Source organism: Sorangium sp. So ce363, assembly GCF_051520435.1.
GTDB classification, from domain to species: domain Bacteria; phylum Myxococcota_A; class Polyangia; order Polyangiales; family Polyangiaceae; genus Sorangium; species Sorangium cellulosum_B.
On the sequence record NZ_CP150333.1, the window covers coordinates 10,046,401 to 10,062,498 of the forward strand.

At 68.2% G+C, this 16,098-nt stretch carries 13 protein-coding genes; 6 read left to right on the plus strand and 7 right to left on the minus strand.

The genetic code is table 11. The features are described 5' to 3' along the window. The first annotated feature begins 25 nt into the window (after positions 1 to 25). Together WMF12_RS37680 and WMF12_RS37685 are read left to right on the plus strand one after the other, a co-directional pair. The gene (locus tag WMF12_RS37680) at positions 26 to 550 is read left to right on the plus strand and encodes a peroxiredoxin family protein (RefSeq protein ID WP_437853015.1); all 525 of its coding nucleotides are present in this window, start codon (positions 26 to 28) and stop codon (positions 548 to 550) included. Between the two features lie 88 nt (positions 551 to 638). After that, a complete protein-coding gene (locus WMF12_RS37685) occupies positions 639 to 2,651 on the plus strand; it encodes a hypothetical protein (protein WP_437853017.1) in 2,013 nt (670 codons plus the stop codon). Positions 2,652 to 2,687: 36 nt separating this feature from the next. Here WMF12_RS37685 and WMF12_RS37690 read toward each other — a convergent pair whose 3' ends face one another. Continuing rightward, positions 2,688 to 4,010: a hypothetical protein gene (locus WMF12_RS37690; protein ID WP_437741567.1), complete on the minus strand. Its 1,323-nt coding sequence runs from the start codon at positions 4,008 to 4,010 to the stop codon at positions 2,688 to 2,690. A gap of 95 nt (positions 4,011 to 4,105) precedes the next feature. Between WMF12_RS37690 and WMF12_RS37695 the strand changes: the two genes are divergently transcribed. Further along, positions 4,106 to 5,095 carry a diacylglycerol/lipid kinase family protein gene (locus WMF12_RS37695; RefSeq protein WP_437741568.1) on the plus strand — a complete coding sequence of 330 codons (990 nt, stop codon included), beginning with the start codon at positions 4,106 to 4,108 and terminating at the stop codon, positions 5,093 to 5,095. A gap of 208 nt (positions 5,096 to 5,303) precedes the next feature. Next, positions 5,304 to 6,188 (plus strand): acyl-CoA desaturase, encoded by an 885-nt coding sequence (locus WMF12_RS37700; protein ID WP_437853019.1) that lies wholly within the window; start codon positions 5,304 to 5,306, stop codon positions 6,186 to 6,188. 290 nt (positions 6,189 to 6,478) lie between these two features. On the opposite strand, the gene WMF12_RS37705 is transcribed toward WMF12_RS37700, so the two are convergent. Continuing rightward, on the minus strand, positions 6,479 to 8,164 hold the full coding sequence (locus WMF12_RS37705; protein ID WP_437853021.1) for a CTP synthase: 1,686 nt from the start codon (positions 8,162 to 8,164) through the stop codon (positions 6,479 to 6,481). Positions 8,165 to 8,624: 460 nt separating this feature from the next. Between WMF12_RS37705 and WMF12_RS37710 the strand changes: the two genes are divergently transcribed. Beyond that, positions 8,625 to 9,524, plus strand: a complete 900-nt coding sequence (locus WMF12_RS37710; RefSeq protein WP_437853023.1) for a fumarylacetoacetate hydrolase family protein — start codon at positions 8,625 to 8,627, stop codon at positions 9,522 to 9,524. 46 nt (positions 9,525 to 9,570) lie between these two features. On the opposite strand, the gene WMF12_RS37715 is transcribed toward WMF12_RS37710, so the two are convergent. After that, positions 9,571 to 10,053, minus strand: coding sequence for a hypothetical protein (locus tag WMF12_RS37715; protein WP_437711171.1), 483 nt, complete (start codon positions 10,051 to 10,053; stop codon positions 9,571 to 9,573). Continuing rightward, positions 10,050 to 10,583, minus strand: coding sequence for a hypothetical protein (locus WMF12_RS37720; RefSeq protein ID WP_437741571.1), 534 nt, complete (start codon positions 10,581 to 10,583; stop codon positions 10,050 to 10,052). Before WMF12_RS37720 ends, WMF12_RS37715 begins: the two co-directional genes overlap by 4 nt. A gap of 177 nt (positions 10,584 to 10,760) precedes the next feature. Between WMF12_RS37720 and dacB the strand changes: the two genes are divergently transcribed. Then, positions 10,761 to 12,335 carry a D-alanyl-D-alanine carboxypeptidase/D-alanyl-D-alanine endopeptidase gene (dacB, locus tag WMF12_RS37725; RefSeq protein WP_437853025.1) on the plus strand — a complete coding sequence of 525 codons (1,575 nt, stop codon included), beginning with the start codon at positions 10,761 to 10,763 and terminating at the stop codon, positions 12,333 to 12,335. Between the two features lie 163 nt (positions 12,336 to 12,498). Here dacB and WMF12_RS37730 read toward each other — a convergent pair whose 3' ends face one another. The 3 genes from WMF12_RS37730 to rpmI form a co-directional block, all read right to left on the minus strand. Next, the gene (locus tag WMF12_RS37730) at positions 12,499 to 14,367 is read right to left on the minus strand and encodes a sigma-70 family RNA polymerase sigma factor (protein WP_437853028.1); all 1,869 of its coding nucleotides are present in this window, start codon (positions 14,365 to 14,367) and stop codon (positions 12,499 to 12,501) included. Between the two features lie 1,038 nt (positions 14,368 to 15,405). Beyond that, complete coding sequence (rplT, locus tag WMF12_RS37735; protein WP_012239853.1) at positions 15,406 to 15,765, minus strand: 50S ribosomal protein L20; 360 nt, start codon at positions 15,763 to 15,765, stop codon at positions 15,406 to 15,408. Between the two features lie 26 nt (positions 15,766 to 15,791). Beyond that, positions 15,792 to 15,989, minus strand: a complete 198-nt coding sequence (gene rpmI / locus WMF12_RS37740; RefSeq protein WP_012239854.1) for a 50S ribosomal protein L35 — start codon at positions 15,987 to 15,989, stop codon at positions 15,792 to 15,794. Positions 15,990 to 16,098: the final 109 nt, after the last annotated feature.

Sequence of the window (16,098 nt, forward strand, 5' to 3'; positions counted from 1 at the left end):
CCGGCCCCTTCGCGACGGAAACCCAATGAACCGAAAAACCCGCTGCGCGCTCTCGCTGGCGTTCATTGTCCTCGGCCTCACCGCCGCCTCGTGCGGAGCGGCCTCAGGCGGCTCATCGGCGAGCCCGGCCCCGGACTTCTCGCTCCCCGCCCTCGACGGCAAGACGGTCAGGCTCTCGGACTATGCCGGCAAGAGCGTGGTGCTCATCGACTTCTGGTCGACCACCTGCGATCCGTGCCTGGCGGAGATGCCCCACCTCGTCGAGCTCTACAAGAAGCACAGGGACAAGGGGTTCGTCGTGCTCGCCGTGTCGCTCGACGGACCGGAGTCGCGGGCGCAGGTGAGCAGCACGGTCCACGACAGGGAGATGATCTTCCCTGTGCTCCTCGACGAGGAGACGACCGTGGCCGCCCGGTACAATCCGAAGCGCGAGCTTCCGTTCTCCGTGCTCATCGGCCGAGATGGCTCGATTCTTCACAAGCGCGGCGGGTACCAGCCCGGCGACGAGGCGGCGCTCACCGAGCAGGTCGAGAAGGCGCTTGGCCTATAGCGCCGGGGCGGCCGTCCGGCGCGCCTTCTCGGCGCGATCGACGGCTCGCTCGCTCCACGGCGGCGAGGTCCATGGTAGAGATCGGGCGGTGTGCAGCCCGCTCCGCCTCGTCCGTTCCTGCCTGACAGCGACGCTCCTCCTCGCGGCCTCGCCGGCGGCGGCGGTCGATCTCCCGAACGTCGGCGGCGAACCGATCTCGCTCGATGTCGTGAACACCACGGCCATCAGCTACCACTTCGACAATCGCAACGACGATGGCCGCTACCCTTCGCGCTATCTCGACGACAACTATGGAGAGATCGTCGATCGGCTCGACGCCCAGCTCAACTGGTGGCGCCTGCAGCTCGGTATGCGGCTCAACGGCTCTTTCTACGTGCCCAGGCCCTCGGCGACCGACATCGATCTGCAGCGGAAGGTCCTGAACAAAGAGGTCTCGTTCAAGCTGGACGACGCCGCGCGGGAGCTCCACTCCCGGTATTTGACGACGGTCTACCCGGCGAAGCTCTGGCTCACCTACACGCAGCCGGGCATCGAGGCCACGGTCGGCGACTTCTACGCACAGCTCGGACGCGGCCTCGTCTTCAGCGTGCGGAAGATGGACGAACTGGCCATCGACACGACCGTGAGGGGCGGCAGGCTCGTGCTCGACAAGGATTTCCAGCTGTTCAGGCTGGAGGCCACCGCCTTCGCCGGACAGATGAACCCCCTGCGCGTCGACGACGCGAGCGGCAGGCGGCTCCACGGGGACGGGTCGCCGCTCTTCTTCGCCTTCCCTGGCGCGAGCGACCTGGCCACAATCGACTTCAACCAAAGCAACCGGCCTTACGATGCGATCGAGGGGGCCCGGCCGAACTACCTGGAGGACACCGTGTTCGGCGGACGCCTGGAGGCGGGTGTGAAGGGCGTCGAGCTCGCAGCAAACGGCGCGCTGCTGCTGCGCACGTCACACACCGAGGAGTTCAACCGATGCATGGCCGCGGCTCAGCTCATTGAGGACGTCGATGCGCGCAGGGAGCAGGAACGCCTGTGCGCTGGTGAGTTCCCGGAGTTCGTCAACAACGCCCCCGAACGGCAGCGCAACACGATCCGCACCTTCAGCGGCTCGGTGAGCATTCCGTCCATTGCGGAGCGCGGGGACGTCTACGTCGAGGTGGCCGGTCAGCAGCTCCGCAGCGGTCGCCCCGACCGGGATGGAAACCCGGAGAAGGACATATCCGGCTACGCGATCTATCTGGCTGCGAACGGGCGCGGAGGTCCGCTCGCCGTCGCCCTCGAAGGGAAGCACTACCGGCGATTCTTCCCGCTCTCGGCCAACATCGACGTCTCTCCGCTGTCGAACCCGGGGTTCAATGCGCCGGAGTTCGCAGGCGTGGCGTACAACCAGCCTCCGACGGCGGAGCCCATCTACGTCGAGCCGATCGGGAGCCCCAATGTCTGCGTGACCGGCGGTCGCGCCCGCGTGGACTATCGCTTCAACCGGAGCGCGGCCATTTACGCCTGGCTCGGGCGCTATGTGAGCTTCTCGGAACGCCGGGACAACATCGACTGCGACACGGCGGATATCAATCGGACCGATACCTGGGATACCGCGGCAGGCACCGAGATCGACTTCGATGGCCGCCGCTCGCACGTGCGCGCCTGGGCTGGAGTTCGGCAATCCGATGCGGCCGACACCGGCGACGTCTTCTACAGCGAAGGCTACGTCCGGTACGACATCGTGAAGCACCTCGCCGGCGCGTTCTCCCTCCAGGCACAGGGCAACAGCCGCCGGCGCTACAGGCCAGAGAATTTCGAATCGTCCTGGGTCGAAGGGGACAACTACGTCGCGCTCCAGTGGTCGCCCCATCTCGCTGCGATCTTTGGCTACGAGTACACGAACGCGCTTGGGTGTGCGCCGGGCAAGGGCAGCGAGCTCTGCCATTACTTCAACGGGGGACTTCAGTGGAAAGCCGGGTCGAGGGAAACAGCGCTCGACCAGGTCGTCGACACGGTGCAGCTCTTCGTCGGGCAGCGGCGCGCGGGCCTACGTTGCGTTTCGGGCGTGTGCCGGAACTTCCCACCGTTCGAGGGGGCGCGGCTCGAGCTCGTCTCCAGGTTCTGAGCGACCGGACCACCTCGGGCGCCGCCTCAGCAACGCTCAGAACGCCTCGAGGATGGCGCAGGCCACCGAGGTCCTGACCTGGGGCTCGGCGTCGGCGAGGAGCGATGCGGCGCGCGGGATCTCGCCGAGCGCGACCAAGCCCGCCCCCGCCGCCTCGCGCACCGGGATCTCGCGGGATCGGACGTCGCGCTCCAGCAGCGGCACGACCGCGCGGATTCCCGCACGTGCGAGGACTCCCCGCGCGAGCACCGCGCGCGTCGACGTCCCCGCGGCGAGCTTCATCAGCCAAGCGACGGCCGCGGAGCGCTCGCGCGCCGCGACGTCCCGCGGCGCGGCGTCGACGTGGCGGCTATGGACGGCGAAGACCACGGCCTCATCCGGATCGCCCTGCGCCTCGATGAGCGCAGATCGCACCGCCGGGTCCTGGAGCGGCGCGGAGAGGATGGCGTAGACGCGATCCCGGCTCTGGCTGGAGCGGATGGAGCCGATGAGGACGGAGACCGCTTCGCCGGCGCCCTCGCCTCCCGCGCGGACCAGCGCGCGCGCGGCGGCGATCGCGGGCGCGCCGCGCTGGGTGGAGATCGCCCAGCGCAGCTGCGCGCGTCCGCCGCCGTCCAGCGCGCGCGGCGTCGCCCACGCTTCGGCGATCGCCTCGCGCCCGGGTTCATCCGAGAGGGTCCAGACATCGCGCAGCGCCAGCACGAGGTCCTGACCGCCGAGCGCCCCGGCGGCGCGGATCGCCAGCGTCCGCGCGAGCGGGTAAGGATCGAGCCGCGCCGCCTCGAGAAGCGCTTCCCGATCGCTCGGGTCCGCCGCGGCGACGGCGGCGCGAAGCGCCGAGACGCGAACCTCCTGATCTCCGTCGAGCATCCGCGAGCGGCGCATCGCGCCGTCCTCGGCTGTGATGAGCGCCCGCGTCTCCAGCGCGCGGAGCGCCGTGTCCTTGCCGGGGTATCGCCCCGCCGCCGCGTCGCTTGCGTACCGCTTCACGCTCTCCGGGTCGGTGAGCCCCGCCTCGAGGAGGATCATCGCCGCGGCGGTGGCGATCGCGTCCGAGCCCGCGGCGCGCTCGGCGAGCGCGTCCTCCAGCGCGCGCGCGCACGTCCGGAGCTCGCGCAGCCGATCGGCCCCCGATGGCGGCGTCGCGCGCGCGATCTCCCCCTGCGCGACCGCGCGGGCGATCGCTCGTGCGTCGTCGCTGTCCAGCGTGCCGCGGCGGAGCTCGTCGCTCAACGTGCGGCGCAGCTCGTCGAATCTGCCCGCCTCGGCTGCGCGTAGGGAGGCCGAGCTCGCGCAGCCGGTGACGGCGGCGAACGAGAGGAGGCCGGCGAGGATCGACCGGGAGAGCACGCGGCGCATGACGCGCCTCTTACCGCGCCGAAGTTCGCGTTCGAAGCCCCTTCGGCTCGACCACCCGGGGAATCCGTTTTATAGGGCGGTCACGTTCCGGCACCATGCGTATCGACGTCATCGTCAACACCACGGCGCGCCGGTACCGGGCGAGGCCGTCGCTCATCGACCGCATGGCGGCCGCGTGCGCTGGCGCGGCGGAGCTCCACCCGACCTCGAACGTCGGGGAGCTCGCGGAGGTCTGCGAGCGACTCGCCCGGCGAGGCACGGATCTCGTCGCGCTCTCGGGCGGCGACGGCAGCTTCATGGCCGGCGTCACGGCCCTCGCGCGCGCCTTCGGCGATCGCTCGCTGCCGCCGCTTGTTCTGCTGCCAGGCGGCACCGTGGCGACCGTCGCGCGGAACTGGGGCATGACCGGCGATCCGGCTGTGCTCCTCGCGCGGACGGTCAGCGAGGTTCGTGGCCTCCCGAGCGGCGCGGCCATCCATGGCGCCGTCCGCCGGCCCACCCTGCGCGTGCGCGCGACGACCCGCAGCGGCGTCGAGGAGCGCATCGGCTTCATCTTCGGCACCGGGCTCGTGGCCAGCTTCTTCGATGTCTACTACGAGCGCGGAGGCGACGGCTACGGCGCCGCTGCGCGCATCGTGGCGCGGGTGTTCATCGAGTCCTTCTACGGCGGCGCCTACGCGCGCCGCGTCCTCGACCCGCTGCCCTGCACGATCGAGGTGGAGGGGCGGCAGCTCGCCCCACGCGCCTGGTCGCTCATCTGCTCGTCTGCAGTGCGTGACCTCGGGATCCACATGCTGGTCACCTACCGGGCAGGGGAGGATCTCGATCGCCCTCACCTCGTCGCCAGCGCCCTGCCCCCTCGAGAGCTCGGGCCGCGCGCTCCGCTCGTCCTCGCGGGCCGCCGGATCGGCGGCAAGGACCACTTCGACGACCTCGTCCAAGATTTCACGGTCCGGTTCGGCGCCGAGGCCCGCGCGACCTCGCTCGGCGACGGCCCCTACATCCTCGACGGCGATCCCCTCCGAGCGAGCAAGATCCGGGTCTCCGCCGGGCCAGCCATCGACGTCCTCTCCCTGCGCCCCTGAGATCGCGCGCTCGTCGACGCCCTGCGCCGATCCGTCGGCGAGCCGGCTGCCGCATCGCATGACGGAATCATGACCAGCGTCATGAGCCCCAGTGACGGGCGTGCTCGATGCTCCATCCACTTTGGAACCCATGACGCAAGCGCCTGCATCGAGCCCTACACGAGTCGTCGTACCGAAACCTGGCCCCAGCCTCGGCCAGATCTTCAACGTGCTGGGGATCACTGCGATCCACGTGGGCACCGTGGTCGCCATCCTCCGAGGTGCCACGTGGAAGCTCGCGGCGCTCGCCGTGGCCACGTACGTCGTCCGGATGTTCGCGATCACGGCGGTCTACCACCGGTACTTCTCGCACCGTAGCTACAAGACGAGCCGCGGCCTGCAATTCCTGCTTGCGCTGCTCGGCACCACGGCGACCCAGAAGGGCCCGCTGTGGTGGGGGGGGACGCACCGCGTCCACCACAAGTACTCGGACACCGAGCGCGACGTCCACAGCCCGCTCCGCAGGGGGTTCTGGTACGCGCACATGGGTTGGTGGCTCGGCCGCGAGCACGAGGAGCTCGACCTGAAGCGCATCCCTGACTTCGCGGGTTTCCCTGAGCTCCGCTGGCTGGACCGCTACCACGTGGTCGGGCCGCTCGGCATGATGGCGCTGCTCTTCGCGGTGGGCGGCTACGACGCGTTCCTGTGGGGCTATGTCGTGTCGACGTGCGCGCTCATGCACGGCACGTTCACGATCAACTCCCTCGCACACGTGTTTGGCTCGCGGCGCTACGCAACGACCGACACGAGCCGCAACAACTTCTGGCTCGCGCTGATCACCCTCGGCGAGGGCTGGCACAACAACCACCACCACTACATGAGCAGCGCGAACCAGGGCTTCTTCTGGTGGGAGATCGACGTCAGCTTCTACGTCCTGCGCGCGATGGAGAAGCTCGGCCTGATCTGGGAGCTCAGGACCGCGCCGGCGCACGTGCTGCAGCGGAACCTGATCAAGGAGGTCGGTGAGCGTTCGCCGCTCCTCGCCCCTCAGGCAGCAAACGCCGAGCCCCTTGACGCCCCGCCGCTGGGCCGGCCTAGCCTCGGCGACGTCTGATCGCGCGCGGCGTTCGTCATCGATGATCTGCGGACGGAGGCTGCAGGGCCGCCTTCGTCCGCAAGAGCTCGCGACAAATCCCTCGACGACCATCGCAGCGCCGCCCGTCTCGCCGTCGATGCGGCGGCCAGAGACCCTCGTGAGCTCTGGCGCCGGCCGCTAGAGCGCAGGCGCATCTTCGTGCGCTGCGCGCTCATCCGCGTCGTTCGGCTCGCTGCGGCGTAGCTTCGTACGCCTCACTCGCCCGCCTGGCGACTGAGCCCGTAGCGCACGAACCCGTGCACCCCGCTCTAGTTGACGGACGAGGCAGCTTGCTGGGTGTGGGCGGCGGCAGAATCGCCGGGCTTCGGCTTCTCGGCCTTGTTGCGCTCGCGTTGGCGCTCCAGACCGGCGCGCACGAAGCGCGCGAAGAGCGGGTGCGCGCTATGGGGGCGGCTCTTGAACTCGGGATGGAACTGACAGCCCACGAAGTACGGGTGCTCACGCAGCTCGATCATCTCGACGAGGCGCTGGTCGGGCGACGTCCCGGAGAGCACGAGCCCCTTCTGCACCATCGCCTCGCGGTACTTGTTCGACACCTCGTACCGATGGCGGTGCCGCTCGCTGATGCTCGTCTGCCCGTACGCCTCCGCGGCGATCGAGCCCTTGTCCAGGACGCACGGGTACGCGCCGAGGCGCATCGTCCCGCCCTTCTCGACGACCCCCTTCTGGTCGGGCATCAGATCGATCACCGGGTCGACCGCGTTGCGATCGAACTCCACGGAGTTGGCTCCCGTCATGCCGCAGACGTGGCGCGCGTACTCGACGACCGCGAGCTGCATGCCGAGACAGATCCCGAAGAACGGGATCTTCTCCTCACGCGCGTAGCGGATGGCTTCGATCTTCCCCTCGGTCCCGCGATCGCCGAAGCCGCCGGGCACGAGGATGGCGTCCAGGTTCGACAGCAGCTCGGGCGCGCCGCGCGCCTCGATCTGCTCGGAGTCGATGTACTCGAGCTCGACCCGCACGTCGTTGTGGAGCCCGCCGTGGACGAGCGCCTCGTGCAGCGATTTGTAGGAGTCGCGCAGGTGCACGTACTTGCCTACGACGCCGATCTTCACGATGCCGCGGGACGGCTTCTTGAATCGCTCGACGATGCGCTGCCACGGCGACAGGTCCGGCTGCCTCGCCCAGATGTTGAGCAGCTCCGTGATCTTCTCGTCGATCCCCTCGGCATGGAGCACGAGGGGGAGCTCGTAAATGCAGTCGACGTCGACGGCCGCGATCACGCAGTCGACGGCGACGTTCGAGAAGAGGGAGATCTTCTCCTTCATGCTGCGCGGGAGCGGCCGATCGCAGCGACAGAGGAGGATGTCCGGCTGAATGCCGATCTCGCGCATCTCCTTCACCGAGTGCTGGGTGGGCTTCGTCTTCAGCTCGCCCGCCGTCGCGATGAACGGCACCAGCGTGACGTGCACCGAGATCGCGTTCTGCGCGCCCGACTCCACCTTGAGCTGGCGGATCGCCTCGATGAACGGAAGCGACTCGATGTCACCCACGGTGCCGCCGACCTCGACGATCGCGACGTCAGCCCCGTCCGCAGCAGAACGGATGCGCAGCTTGATCTCGTCCGTGACGTGCGGGATCACCTGCACCGTCGCCCCGAGGTACTCGCCGCGGCGCTCCTTCGAGATGACCGCCTCGTAGACGCGGCCGGTGGTGAAGTTGTTCTGGCGGCTCATCCGGGCGAGCGTGAAGCGCTCGTAGTGCCCGAGATCGAGATCGGTCTCCGCCCCATCGTCTGTGACGAAGACCTCGCCGTGCTGGTAGGGGGACATCGTGCCGGGATCGACATTGATGTACGGGTCCAGCTTGAGGTGGGTGACCTTCAACCCACGGGACTCCATCAGCGCCCCGATCGAGGCTGCAGCCAGTCCCTTGCCGATCGACGATACGACTCCGCCTGTGACGAAGACGAATTTGGTCCGCTTGCTCATGACCCATCGCTCCGCTGCGCCGTGTGCGCGCCTGTAACCAGTCCCTCGAGCGGCGCTCCAAGGTGAGCGCCGCCAAGGGTCGGCTGTCCACGGCAAATACCTTGCCCGGCTTACAAGCCGCACGGCCCCGTCAGCAGGACCGAAGCCGGAGGAAACCCCGCGACGGGGAACTCCGCGCCGGCAACAGAACCTGACCTGCCGTACGAGCCCATCTGCAACCGGCAGGGACCCACGGCAAGCCTGCGCGACGTGATGCCGCTCTGAATCCGCCGGCATTCTAGGCCGCTCTCCCAGCGCGTCAATGCAAAGGACAATCCGATGTCCCAAGAAGGGTCGAGTCCCTCGGGATCGGACGCCGACCGCCGGCCGCAGGCGTAGGTGCTGGGGGCTCCGCCGGCCTGAGAGCTTCGGCGGACCGGGATGGTACGCTCCGCCGGCTCCCGGCGGGCCTGGTCACGCCATGAGAATCGCGCACGTGCTCCAGCTCGCGACGTCCACCCCGATCGTAGCGCTCGAACGGGACGGAGCGCTCTACGACGTCGCGGAGCTAGAGCGCCACTTCGGGACGAAGCTCGCGGACATCCGCGGCGTGTCGGACTTTCACACGCGCGTGGTGGCGCTCCGTTGCGCCGGCCTTCACGCGCTGGATGATCGGCTGCTCAGCGGAGATCGTCCCGCGTCGACGCATCTGCACCCAGCCACGATCTTGTGGCTGCCTCCCTGCGCCACCGACCGCGCGGCGTACATCCAGCTCGGCCCCTACGCGCACGGCGCCGAGCGCCCCTGGTATCGGTTCGGCAACAGCCGCGCGCTGCTTGGACACGCTGCCGAGATCCCCTTCCCCCCGCTCGAGGACAGGCCCGACTACGAGCTGAACCTCGCGGTGGTCCTCGGCGAGGATCTGCGGCGCGCCGCCCCGGAAGAGGTGGAGCGCGCGATCGCTGGCTACACCGTGCTGAACGACTGGACCGCGCGCAGCCTGGAGGCGCGGTCGCTGGTGCGCGGGCTCCCACCGTCGGAGGCGAAGGACTTTGCAACGCAGCTCGGCCCGGTGCTCGTCACGCCCGACGAGCTCGGCTCGGTCGAGGCGCTGCGGACCCAGGTCCGCGTCGACGCCGAGACGCGTTCCTGTTCGCGCGTTGGCGAGTGGACCTTCTCGCTGGCGGAATCCGTCGCGTACATCAGCAACCACGTCGAGCTGCGCGCGGGCGACGTGATCGGAGCGGGCTGCGTCTTCGGTGGGAGCGCTGATCAGCGCGTACCGTACGGCGCCAGCGTCGAGCTGATGATCGAGCGCATCGGACGGATGACGGGCAAGCCCGTCTGCGGCCCCGCGCTGTTGCCATGGCGCCGCCGGTGAGCGAGCGTCGGCGCATCACCGCGCGGCCCGCGTGGTTCTCGGTAGCTCAGAACGTGCCGACGACGCCGATGCCCATGCCGGTCGCGGTGATCACCGGGGCCGGCCGCACCGTCAGCGCCGCAGGGGTCGAAGGCTGCGCCGAGCGCGCCTCCGTGGTCATGAAGATCCCTTCGCCGACGAGACCCAGACCGGCGAGCTGCGCGAGCCCACCGATGGCGGTGAGAGCCCCGCGAACGTACAGCGTCGCTCCGCAGTCCGGATCGTCCGCGGCGCAGCCGTTCTTGGCGAGCGCGAGCCATGGACCAGCGATCGGGATCTTCAGCTCGCTCGCCCCAGGGACCTCCGGCCATGACGATGCGGCGAGGAACGCCGCGCCGTAGGCGAGCGCCGTCACGGCCACCCCGCCGACGATGACCTTCACGCGTGCCGAGGACGGCGGGTACCGCGGAGGCGCCGCCGGCTCCTCCGCGCCGGCAGAGGCAGCGGCCAACCCCAGCGCGGCGACGACGGCGATCGAGGCGAACTTCATGGCGTCTTCGTTCCGGAAGCTCCCGCGCCCGACTTCTTGGACGGCAGCTTCACGGTGTACGGGACCTCGAGCGGATCACCCTCGAACGGCAGCACGATCTCTCCGACGAAGGCGCGCTTCACGCAGGATTCGGCGGGCGTCCCTGCGAAGGGCGGCCCGACCAACACGTCGGTCACGCGTCCCTTCTGGCCGTCGAACACGACCTTGACCTCTCCCTCGCCCGTCGGCGCGTTGGACACGACCTCGGCGCAGTTCGCCGCCTTGTCCCCTCCGCGTCGCAGGGCGATCTCCATCTGCTTCTTCTGATCGGGGTTGAGCCCGCCCCCGCTGTCCGCCGACGCGCCCGCCTCGGAGCCGGAGCTCCCCGCCTCGGCGCCGGAGCTCCCCGTCTCAGCGGGTGCGGCAACATCAGACGGTGCCTGATCGAAGTTGTAGTCTTCCCCTGCCTGCTTGGGCTTGGCGCCGGAGCATGCTGCAGCCGCGAGGATGATGAGCGGCAAGAGCGCGCGGGTCGAATGCTGCTGGGACACGGTGTCCTCCCTTCGAACAGAGCGTGAAGGAGCGTCTGCGCGCACCCTAGCAAGCTCTCCTTTCCGAGGACAACCCCGAGCGCACACGCGCGCACCGATGAGCGACGCCGGGCTGCGACGACCGGTCGACCGGAGGAGGCGTCCGCGGTGGAGGCGTTGTAGAGGCGGAGACATCTCATGCCTCGACATCCCCGCCGTACAGTCTCCGCGGTCGCGCTCGTGCTCTCGTCGCTCCTCGCCCGCCCCGGCGGCTCCCAGCCGCTCGACAGCGGCGCCGCTCCCGCTGACCGCTCGACCCCCACAGCGAGGCCGACCCAGGGAGCCCCCGTCTCTCCGAGCGCGCCCCCAGCGCCCCTCGCGTCGCGCGAACCTCGAAAAATCGACCCTGAGCGCGCTCGAGCGCGGGTCGAGACGCTCGTTACCGACGTGCGCCGCCTGGGGGGACGGGTCGGCGTGCTCGCCCTCGACGTCGCCAGCGGCGCGACGCTCGCGGCCTTCGATCAGCGCGGCCTGTACAACCCTGCATCCAACGCGAAGCTCTTCACGGCAGCCGCCGCGCTTCGCCTGCTCGGGCCGAGCTACCGCTACCTGACCGGCCTCTATGGGAACGCGTCGAACGGAACCGTCGCCGAGCTCGTGCTCCGGGGTTCGGGCGATCCCTCCCTCAGGACGCGTGATCTCTGGGAGATGGCGCGCTCCTTGAGGGCGTCCGGCGTCCGGAAGGTCGCGGCGATCGCGATCGACCAGGGCTACTTTGACACGCGCTACGTGCCTCCGGCCTTCGAACAGCAGCCGGAGGAGTGGGCGGCCTTCCGCGCCCCGGTCGCGGCAGCCTCGCTGAACGCGAACGCCTTGCTCTTCACGGTGCGCCCGTCGAAGGCGGGGCAGGCTGCCTCCGTCGCGATCGATCCCCCGGGCTTCACGGTGCTCCAGGGCACGGTGACCACCGCGACGCGCGGCACACCAGAGAAGCTCGGGGTCCGGCTCGAACCGAACGGCGAGCGCCTCGTCGCGCACCTCAGCGGGCACATCCCAGAGGGCGGCCGCGCGGTGAGCCTGGCGAGGCGAGTCGACGATCCCCGCCTGGTCGCAGCGTATGCGCTCAAGGAGATGCTGCTGGAGGTGGGCGTCGACGTCTCCGGCGAGGTGCGGCTCGGCGGTGAGCGCCAGAAGCGGCTCCTCGTGGCCCACCGCTCGGCGCCGCTCGGCGAGCTCCTCTCCGCCCTCGGGAAGGACAGCGACAACTTCTACGCGGAGACGATCTTCAAGACGCTCGCCGCAGAGAAGCGCGGGCGCCCCGGCACAGCCGAGGGTGCCGCGGAGGTGGTCGGCGAGACCCTCAGGGAGCTCGATGCGTTCGGACAGGACGTCGTCTTAAGGAACGGCTCGGGCTTGTTCGACGCCGCTCGCGCATCGCCGGAGGCCATCGTCCGGCTGCTGCGCGCCGCGCTTCTCGATCCGGCGCTCGGCGCAGATTTCACCGCGCAGCTCGCGATCGGCGGTGTCGACGGCACCTTGCGCAGCCGCTTCCGTGGGTGGTCGAAGGAGCGCGCCATCCGTGCCAAGACGGGAACGCTCGCCTCGATTGTCGCCTTGTCTGGCTACATCCTCGCGCCCCCTGGTCGTTCCCCGATCGCCTTCGCCGTGCTCGCCTCCGACGTCCCAGGGAAGATCGACCCCGCGCGAAGGGCCATCGACCACTTCGTCGAGTCGCTCGCCGACGAGCTCTGGAAGGACGCACGCACGCCGTGAGAGCGCGGGCTGTCTCGTGTCGGCCCGCTGGGCTGCGGTGAGCTCCGGCTCCCGCTCACCTCTGCGCGCCCCCACGCAGGTGCGTGTTCGGGCGGCTCACGCAAAGCGGCCGCGCAGCATGATGCCGCGCGGCCGCTTCACCGACTCGTGCTGAGCTCGTCGCTCAGTAGTCGCGCATCTGCTTGCGGATCTTCCCGAGCGCCTGCTCCTGGAGCTGACGGATGCGCTCGCGCGACAGGTTGTACTTGTCGCCGATCTCCTTGAGCGTGAGCTCGTCCTCGTCGTCGAGGCCGAAGCGCCAGCGGATGATCCGCGACTCGATCGGCGTGAGCGTGGTCAGGAGACGCCGGACCTCGTCGCTCCACTTCCTGTTGGCCAGGTGATCGAACGGCGACAGCGCGTTCTCCTCCTGGAGGAAGTCGATGAACTTGCGTCCATCCTCGTCACCGACCGGACGATCGAGCGAGAAAGGCGTCTCCGCGTAGAAGTCCTTCACCTTGTCGAGCTTCTCGCGCGGAACCCCCGTCTCCTTCTCGAGCTCCTCGATGGTCGGCTCATGCCCAGTGCGCGCGATGATCGCCTGCGTCGCCCGCGCCACGCGGTTGTACGTATCGAGCATGTGGACCGGGATGCGGACCGCGCGGCCCTTGTCGGCCAAGGCGCGGCTGATCGCATGCCTGATCCACCACGATGCATACGTCGAGAAGCGGTAGCCACGGCTGTGGTCGAAGCGCTCTACCGCCTTCATCAGGCCGATGTTGCCTTCCTGGATCAGATCGATGAGCGGCAGGCGCCCACGGTTGTAGCGCCGCGCGATCGACACGACGAGCCGCAGGTTGGCCTTCACGAAGCGGTTCTTCGCGTCGTGCTGCGCCTGGAAGGATCGCTCGACCCGATCGAGGTAACGGCGGTAGGAGCCAGACATCGGGAGCCTCGGCCGCGTGGGGCGGGTCTCCTCGGGATCGCTCACGTCGTCCTCGAAGTCGGGCTCGCGCACGAGATCGCGCGCGATGCTGAAGGCACGCGCCATCCAGAGGCGATCCGAGTCAGGCAGACGGACAGCCGCAGCGAGCTCCTCGGAGAGCTGGGTCCACGGCTTCTCCTGCTCGGCGAGCAGCTTTCCCTTCTGCTTCTTCGCCAGGCGAACGAGCTTCTGCATCTCCGCGATCTGAGGAGCCTTCACCTCGTCCTCACCCGCCTTGGCGACATCCTCCTCGAGCGCGGTGAGGATGTACTCGGCCGCAGGCAGGTAGGAGAGGAGAGCCACCCAGTGCTCCACCTCCGTGCGCTCGACCGCCCGCGCGGTGTCGAGCTCCTCGTCCGGCCCCATGACGGGGTGGAGCGCCATGTCGCGGAAATAGCGGGCGAGCATCGAGTCACCGCCCCCGTCCTCGACATCCTTCAGCTCCCGATCCTGGTTCCTCGCGCGCTCGGGCTGAGGCAGCCGATCGAGCGGTCCAAGGTCCAGATCGATGAAGTCAGCCGCCCGTTCCTCATCGAGGATCTCGGCCGGGCGGGGTCGCACAGCCGTCTCCTCCGTCTGGTCGTCTTCCAGAAGGCCGAGCGCTGCGATTTCCGGCGTGGCCGTCCCACCCTGAGCGAGCGGGTCGCCCTTCACTACAGTGGCGTTGCTCTTGGTCGACCTCATGGCGGCTCCCTCCACGGTGGTAGCTCCTTGAAAGTGCGAGCGCGGCGACTGGTTGTCCCCGAAATCTTCGACCTCGGAGACCTCCAACTCGGTGGTCTGCGATGCCCCCCGCCGGGGAGCCGATGCGGTCTCGGCCCCCTGCGAGCTCTTGGATGCCGCGAGCCGCGCAGAGGCACCTACAGCAGAGGACTTGGCGTTTCTCCGCGCAGTTTCTGGACGGCGGGCGGTCGACGTGCTCATCTTGGTCTTTGTGTCGGCGTTCACTTCTAAACGGCTGACCTTGCGAGATTGAAATGTCTCGCCACCTTTTGACGGCAGGCGAGACGATTTCGTGCCAAACAGAGGGGAGGAGCTGACCGAAGGAGCCCCTGTTGAAACTGGCAACCGCTGGTGCTTTCTTTTGATTCCGGTCGAACTCTTCTCACCTGAGGCAGGTCTGCTCTTGCAGAATGATGCTCCTGCGCCAGTCCCCGGTAGCAGCCCAGCTCCAGAAGCAAAAACAGTGCCTTTTTTAGCGTGCGTTCCCGCTTCTCCTGTTTGAGAGCTCGGCCTGGGTGCGCTATGTAGAGCGGAAGGCGCTGTCCATGTCCTGTCGAGCGAGACATTTCGCTGCGACCGAGCCGAACTGCATGGCTGGGTACGCTTTCGGGGACGCAACAACATCGGCAACCTGTTCTCCTTGGGGACACCTCGAGCTCGCCAGCGTTCCGCGGTTCGGTGGGTCCGCCCTCGCAAGCACAGGCAGGGGAATTTCGCTGTCTTTTCCAGCGTGTAGGAACCCGCACCTAGCCGCTGAGGCCGTTCTCTCAGTGAGCTTCGATGTTTCCTGAACCTGGGCCTCCCGATGGCAATGTCGAGCCCTCACCCGACGGACGAAGGCGGAGAAGGTTATTTTTCGCGACAGACCGCCTGGAAAGTTAGAAATTCCGGCAAATTGTTTAGCCTCAGCGGAATTTATCGCTAAGTCTGTCCCCTGGGAGGGGACCGGGGTCACGCCTTAGGTCGGTCAGGCCTCGGCTGGGGACGCAGAGCCCCTTGAGAGACAACGAACGGTCGGCCAGTCGCCAGCGGACTGGGCTGGGTCGGAGTTTACCCTGATCGCACGATCATAGAGTGCCATCGGCGGTGCATAGTAGGTGCGCACGGAATGCACGCTGCGCATTTGCTCGGTGCCTAATTGCCTCACACTGATGATGCTGATCAGCGTCAGCGACGGCAGCCGCACGTCCCCGCCTGAGGGATGCACCCGAACTCTACGTCTGCGATGCAACCCAAGGGAGCGCTCGCAACGGAGGCGAGTCAAATATACGAAATATTAGGATAATCGGGCACTGACAAGGAACGGGAGGCGGCCTTGGCCAATTTCGACCGTTCCGCATCGGGGTGGTCGAACGGCGGGCTCAAGACCACCCCGCGGAGCCGTCACTTCGCCGCTGCGGGCGAAGCGAGCTTCGCCACGGCGCCGAACGACGCAGGATCGTGGATCGCGATCTCCGAGAGGATCTTCCGATCGAGGGCGATGCCTGCCTTCTTGAGCCCGCTGACGAGGCGGGAGTAAGTCGTGCCGTTGAGGCGCGCGGCAGCGTTGATCCTGGTGATCCAGAGGCGACGGAAATCCCGCTTCTTGAGCTTGCGGCTGATGTAGCCGTACTCCCAGGCGTGGCGGAGCACCTCAACCGCCTGGCGGAAGCGGTTCTTTCGGCCGAGGAAGTAGCCCTCGGTCTGGTTGAGGACACGGTTGCGACGGCGACGGGCCTTGAAGCCTCTCTTTACACGCGGCATCGGTAATTTACCTCACTGCTCCAGGGTCAGCCGTAGGGAAGAAGCAGCTTGACGCGCTTCTCCATCGCCGAATCGACCATGTCGTTCTTGCGGAGACGACGCAGACGCTTCTTGCTCTTCTCCTGCATGCAGTGGTTGAGCCCGCCCTTGCTGCGGCGAATGCGGCCGGAGCCGGTCACCTTGAAGCGCTTGGCCGCGGCGCGGTTGGTCTTCATCTTCGGCATGATGCCCTCGATCCGAATGCCTATCGCTCCCGGCGGCCACCGCTCCGAACCACCGGAGAGGCTGTTCTGCGCCGCAGGGATGCGTAGAGGGGGCGCTTTATGGCGATCC

Coding starts and splice junctions, on each gene's coding strand:
- rpmI (WP_012239854.1), bottom strand. CDS start 15,989: ATGCCGAAGATGAAGACCAACCGCGCCGCGGCCAAGCGCTTCAAGGTG.
- rplT (WP_012239853.1), bottom strand. CDS start 15,765: ATGCCGCGTGTAAAGAGAGGCTTCAAGGCCCGTCGCCGTCGCAACCGT.
- WMF12_RS37695 (WP_437741568.1), top strand. CDS start 4,106: ATGCGTATCGACGTCATCGTCAACACCACGGCGCGCCGGTACCGGGCG.
- WMF12_RS37705 (WP_437853021.1), bottom strand. CDS start 8,164: ATGAGCAAGCGGACCAAATTCGTCTTCGTCACAGGCGGAGTCGTATCG.
- WMF12_RS37690 (WP_437741567.1), bottom strand. CDS start 4,010: ATGCGCCGCGTGCTCTCCCGGTCGATCCTCGCCGGCCTCCTCTCGTTC.
- dacB (WP_437853025.1), top strand. CDS start 10,761: ATGCCTCGACATCCCCGCCGTACAGTCTCCGCGGTCGCGCTCGTGCTC.
- WMF12_RS37680 (WP_437853015.1), top strand. CDS start 26: ATGAACCGAAAAACCCGCTGCGCGCTCTCGCTGGCGTTCATTGTCCTC.
- WMF12_RS37710 (WP_437853023.1), top strand. CDS start 8,625: ATGAGAATCGCGCACGTGCTCCAGCTCGCGACGTCCACCCCGATCGTA.
- WMF12_RS37715 (WP_437711171.1), bottom strand. CDS start 10,053: ATGAAGTTCGCCTCGATCGCCGTCGTCGCCGCGCTGGGGTTGGCCGCT.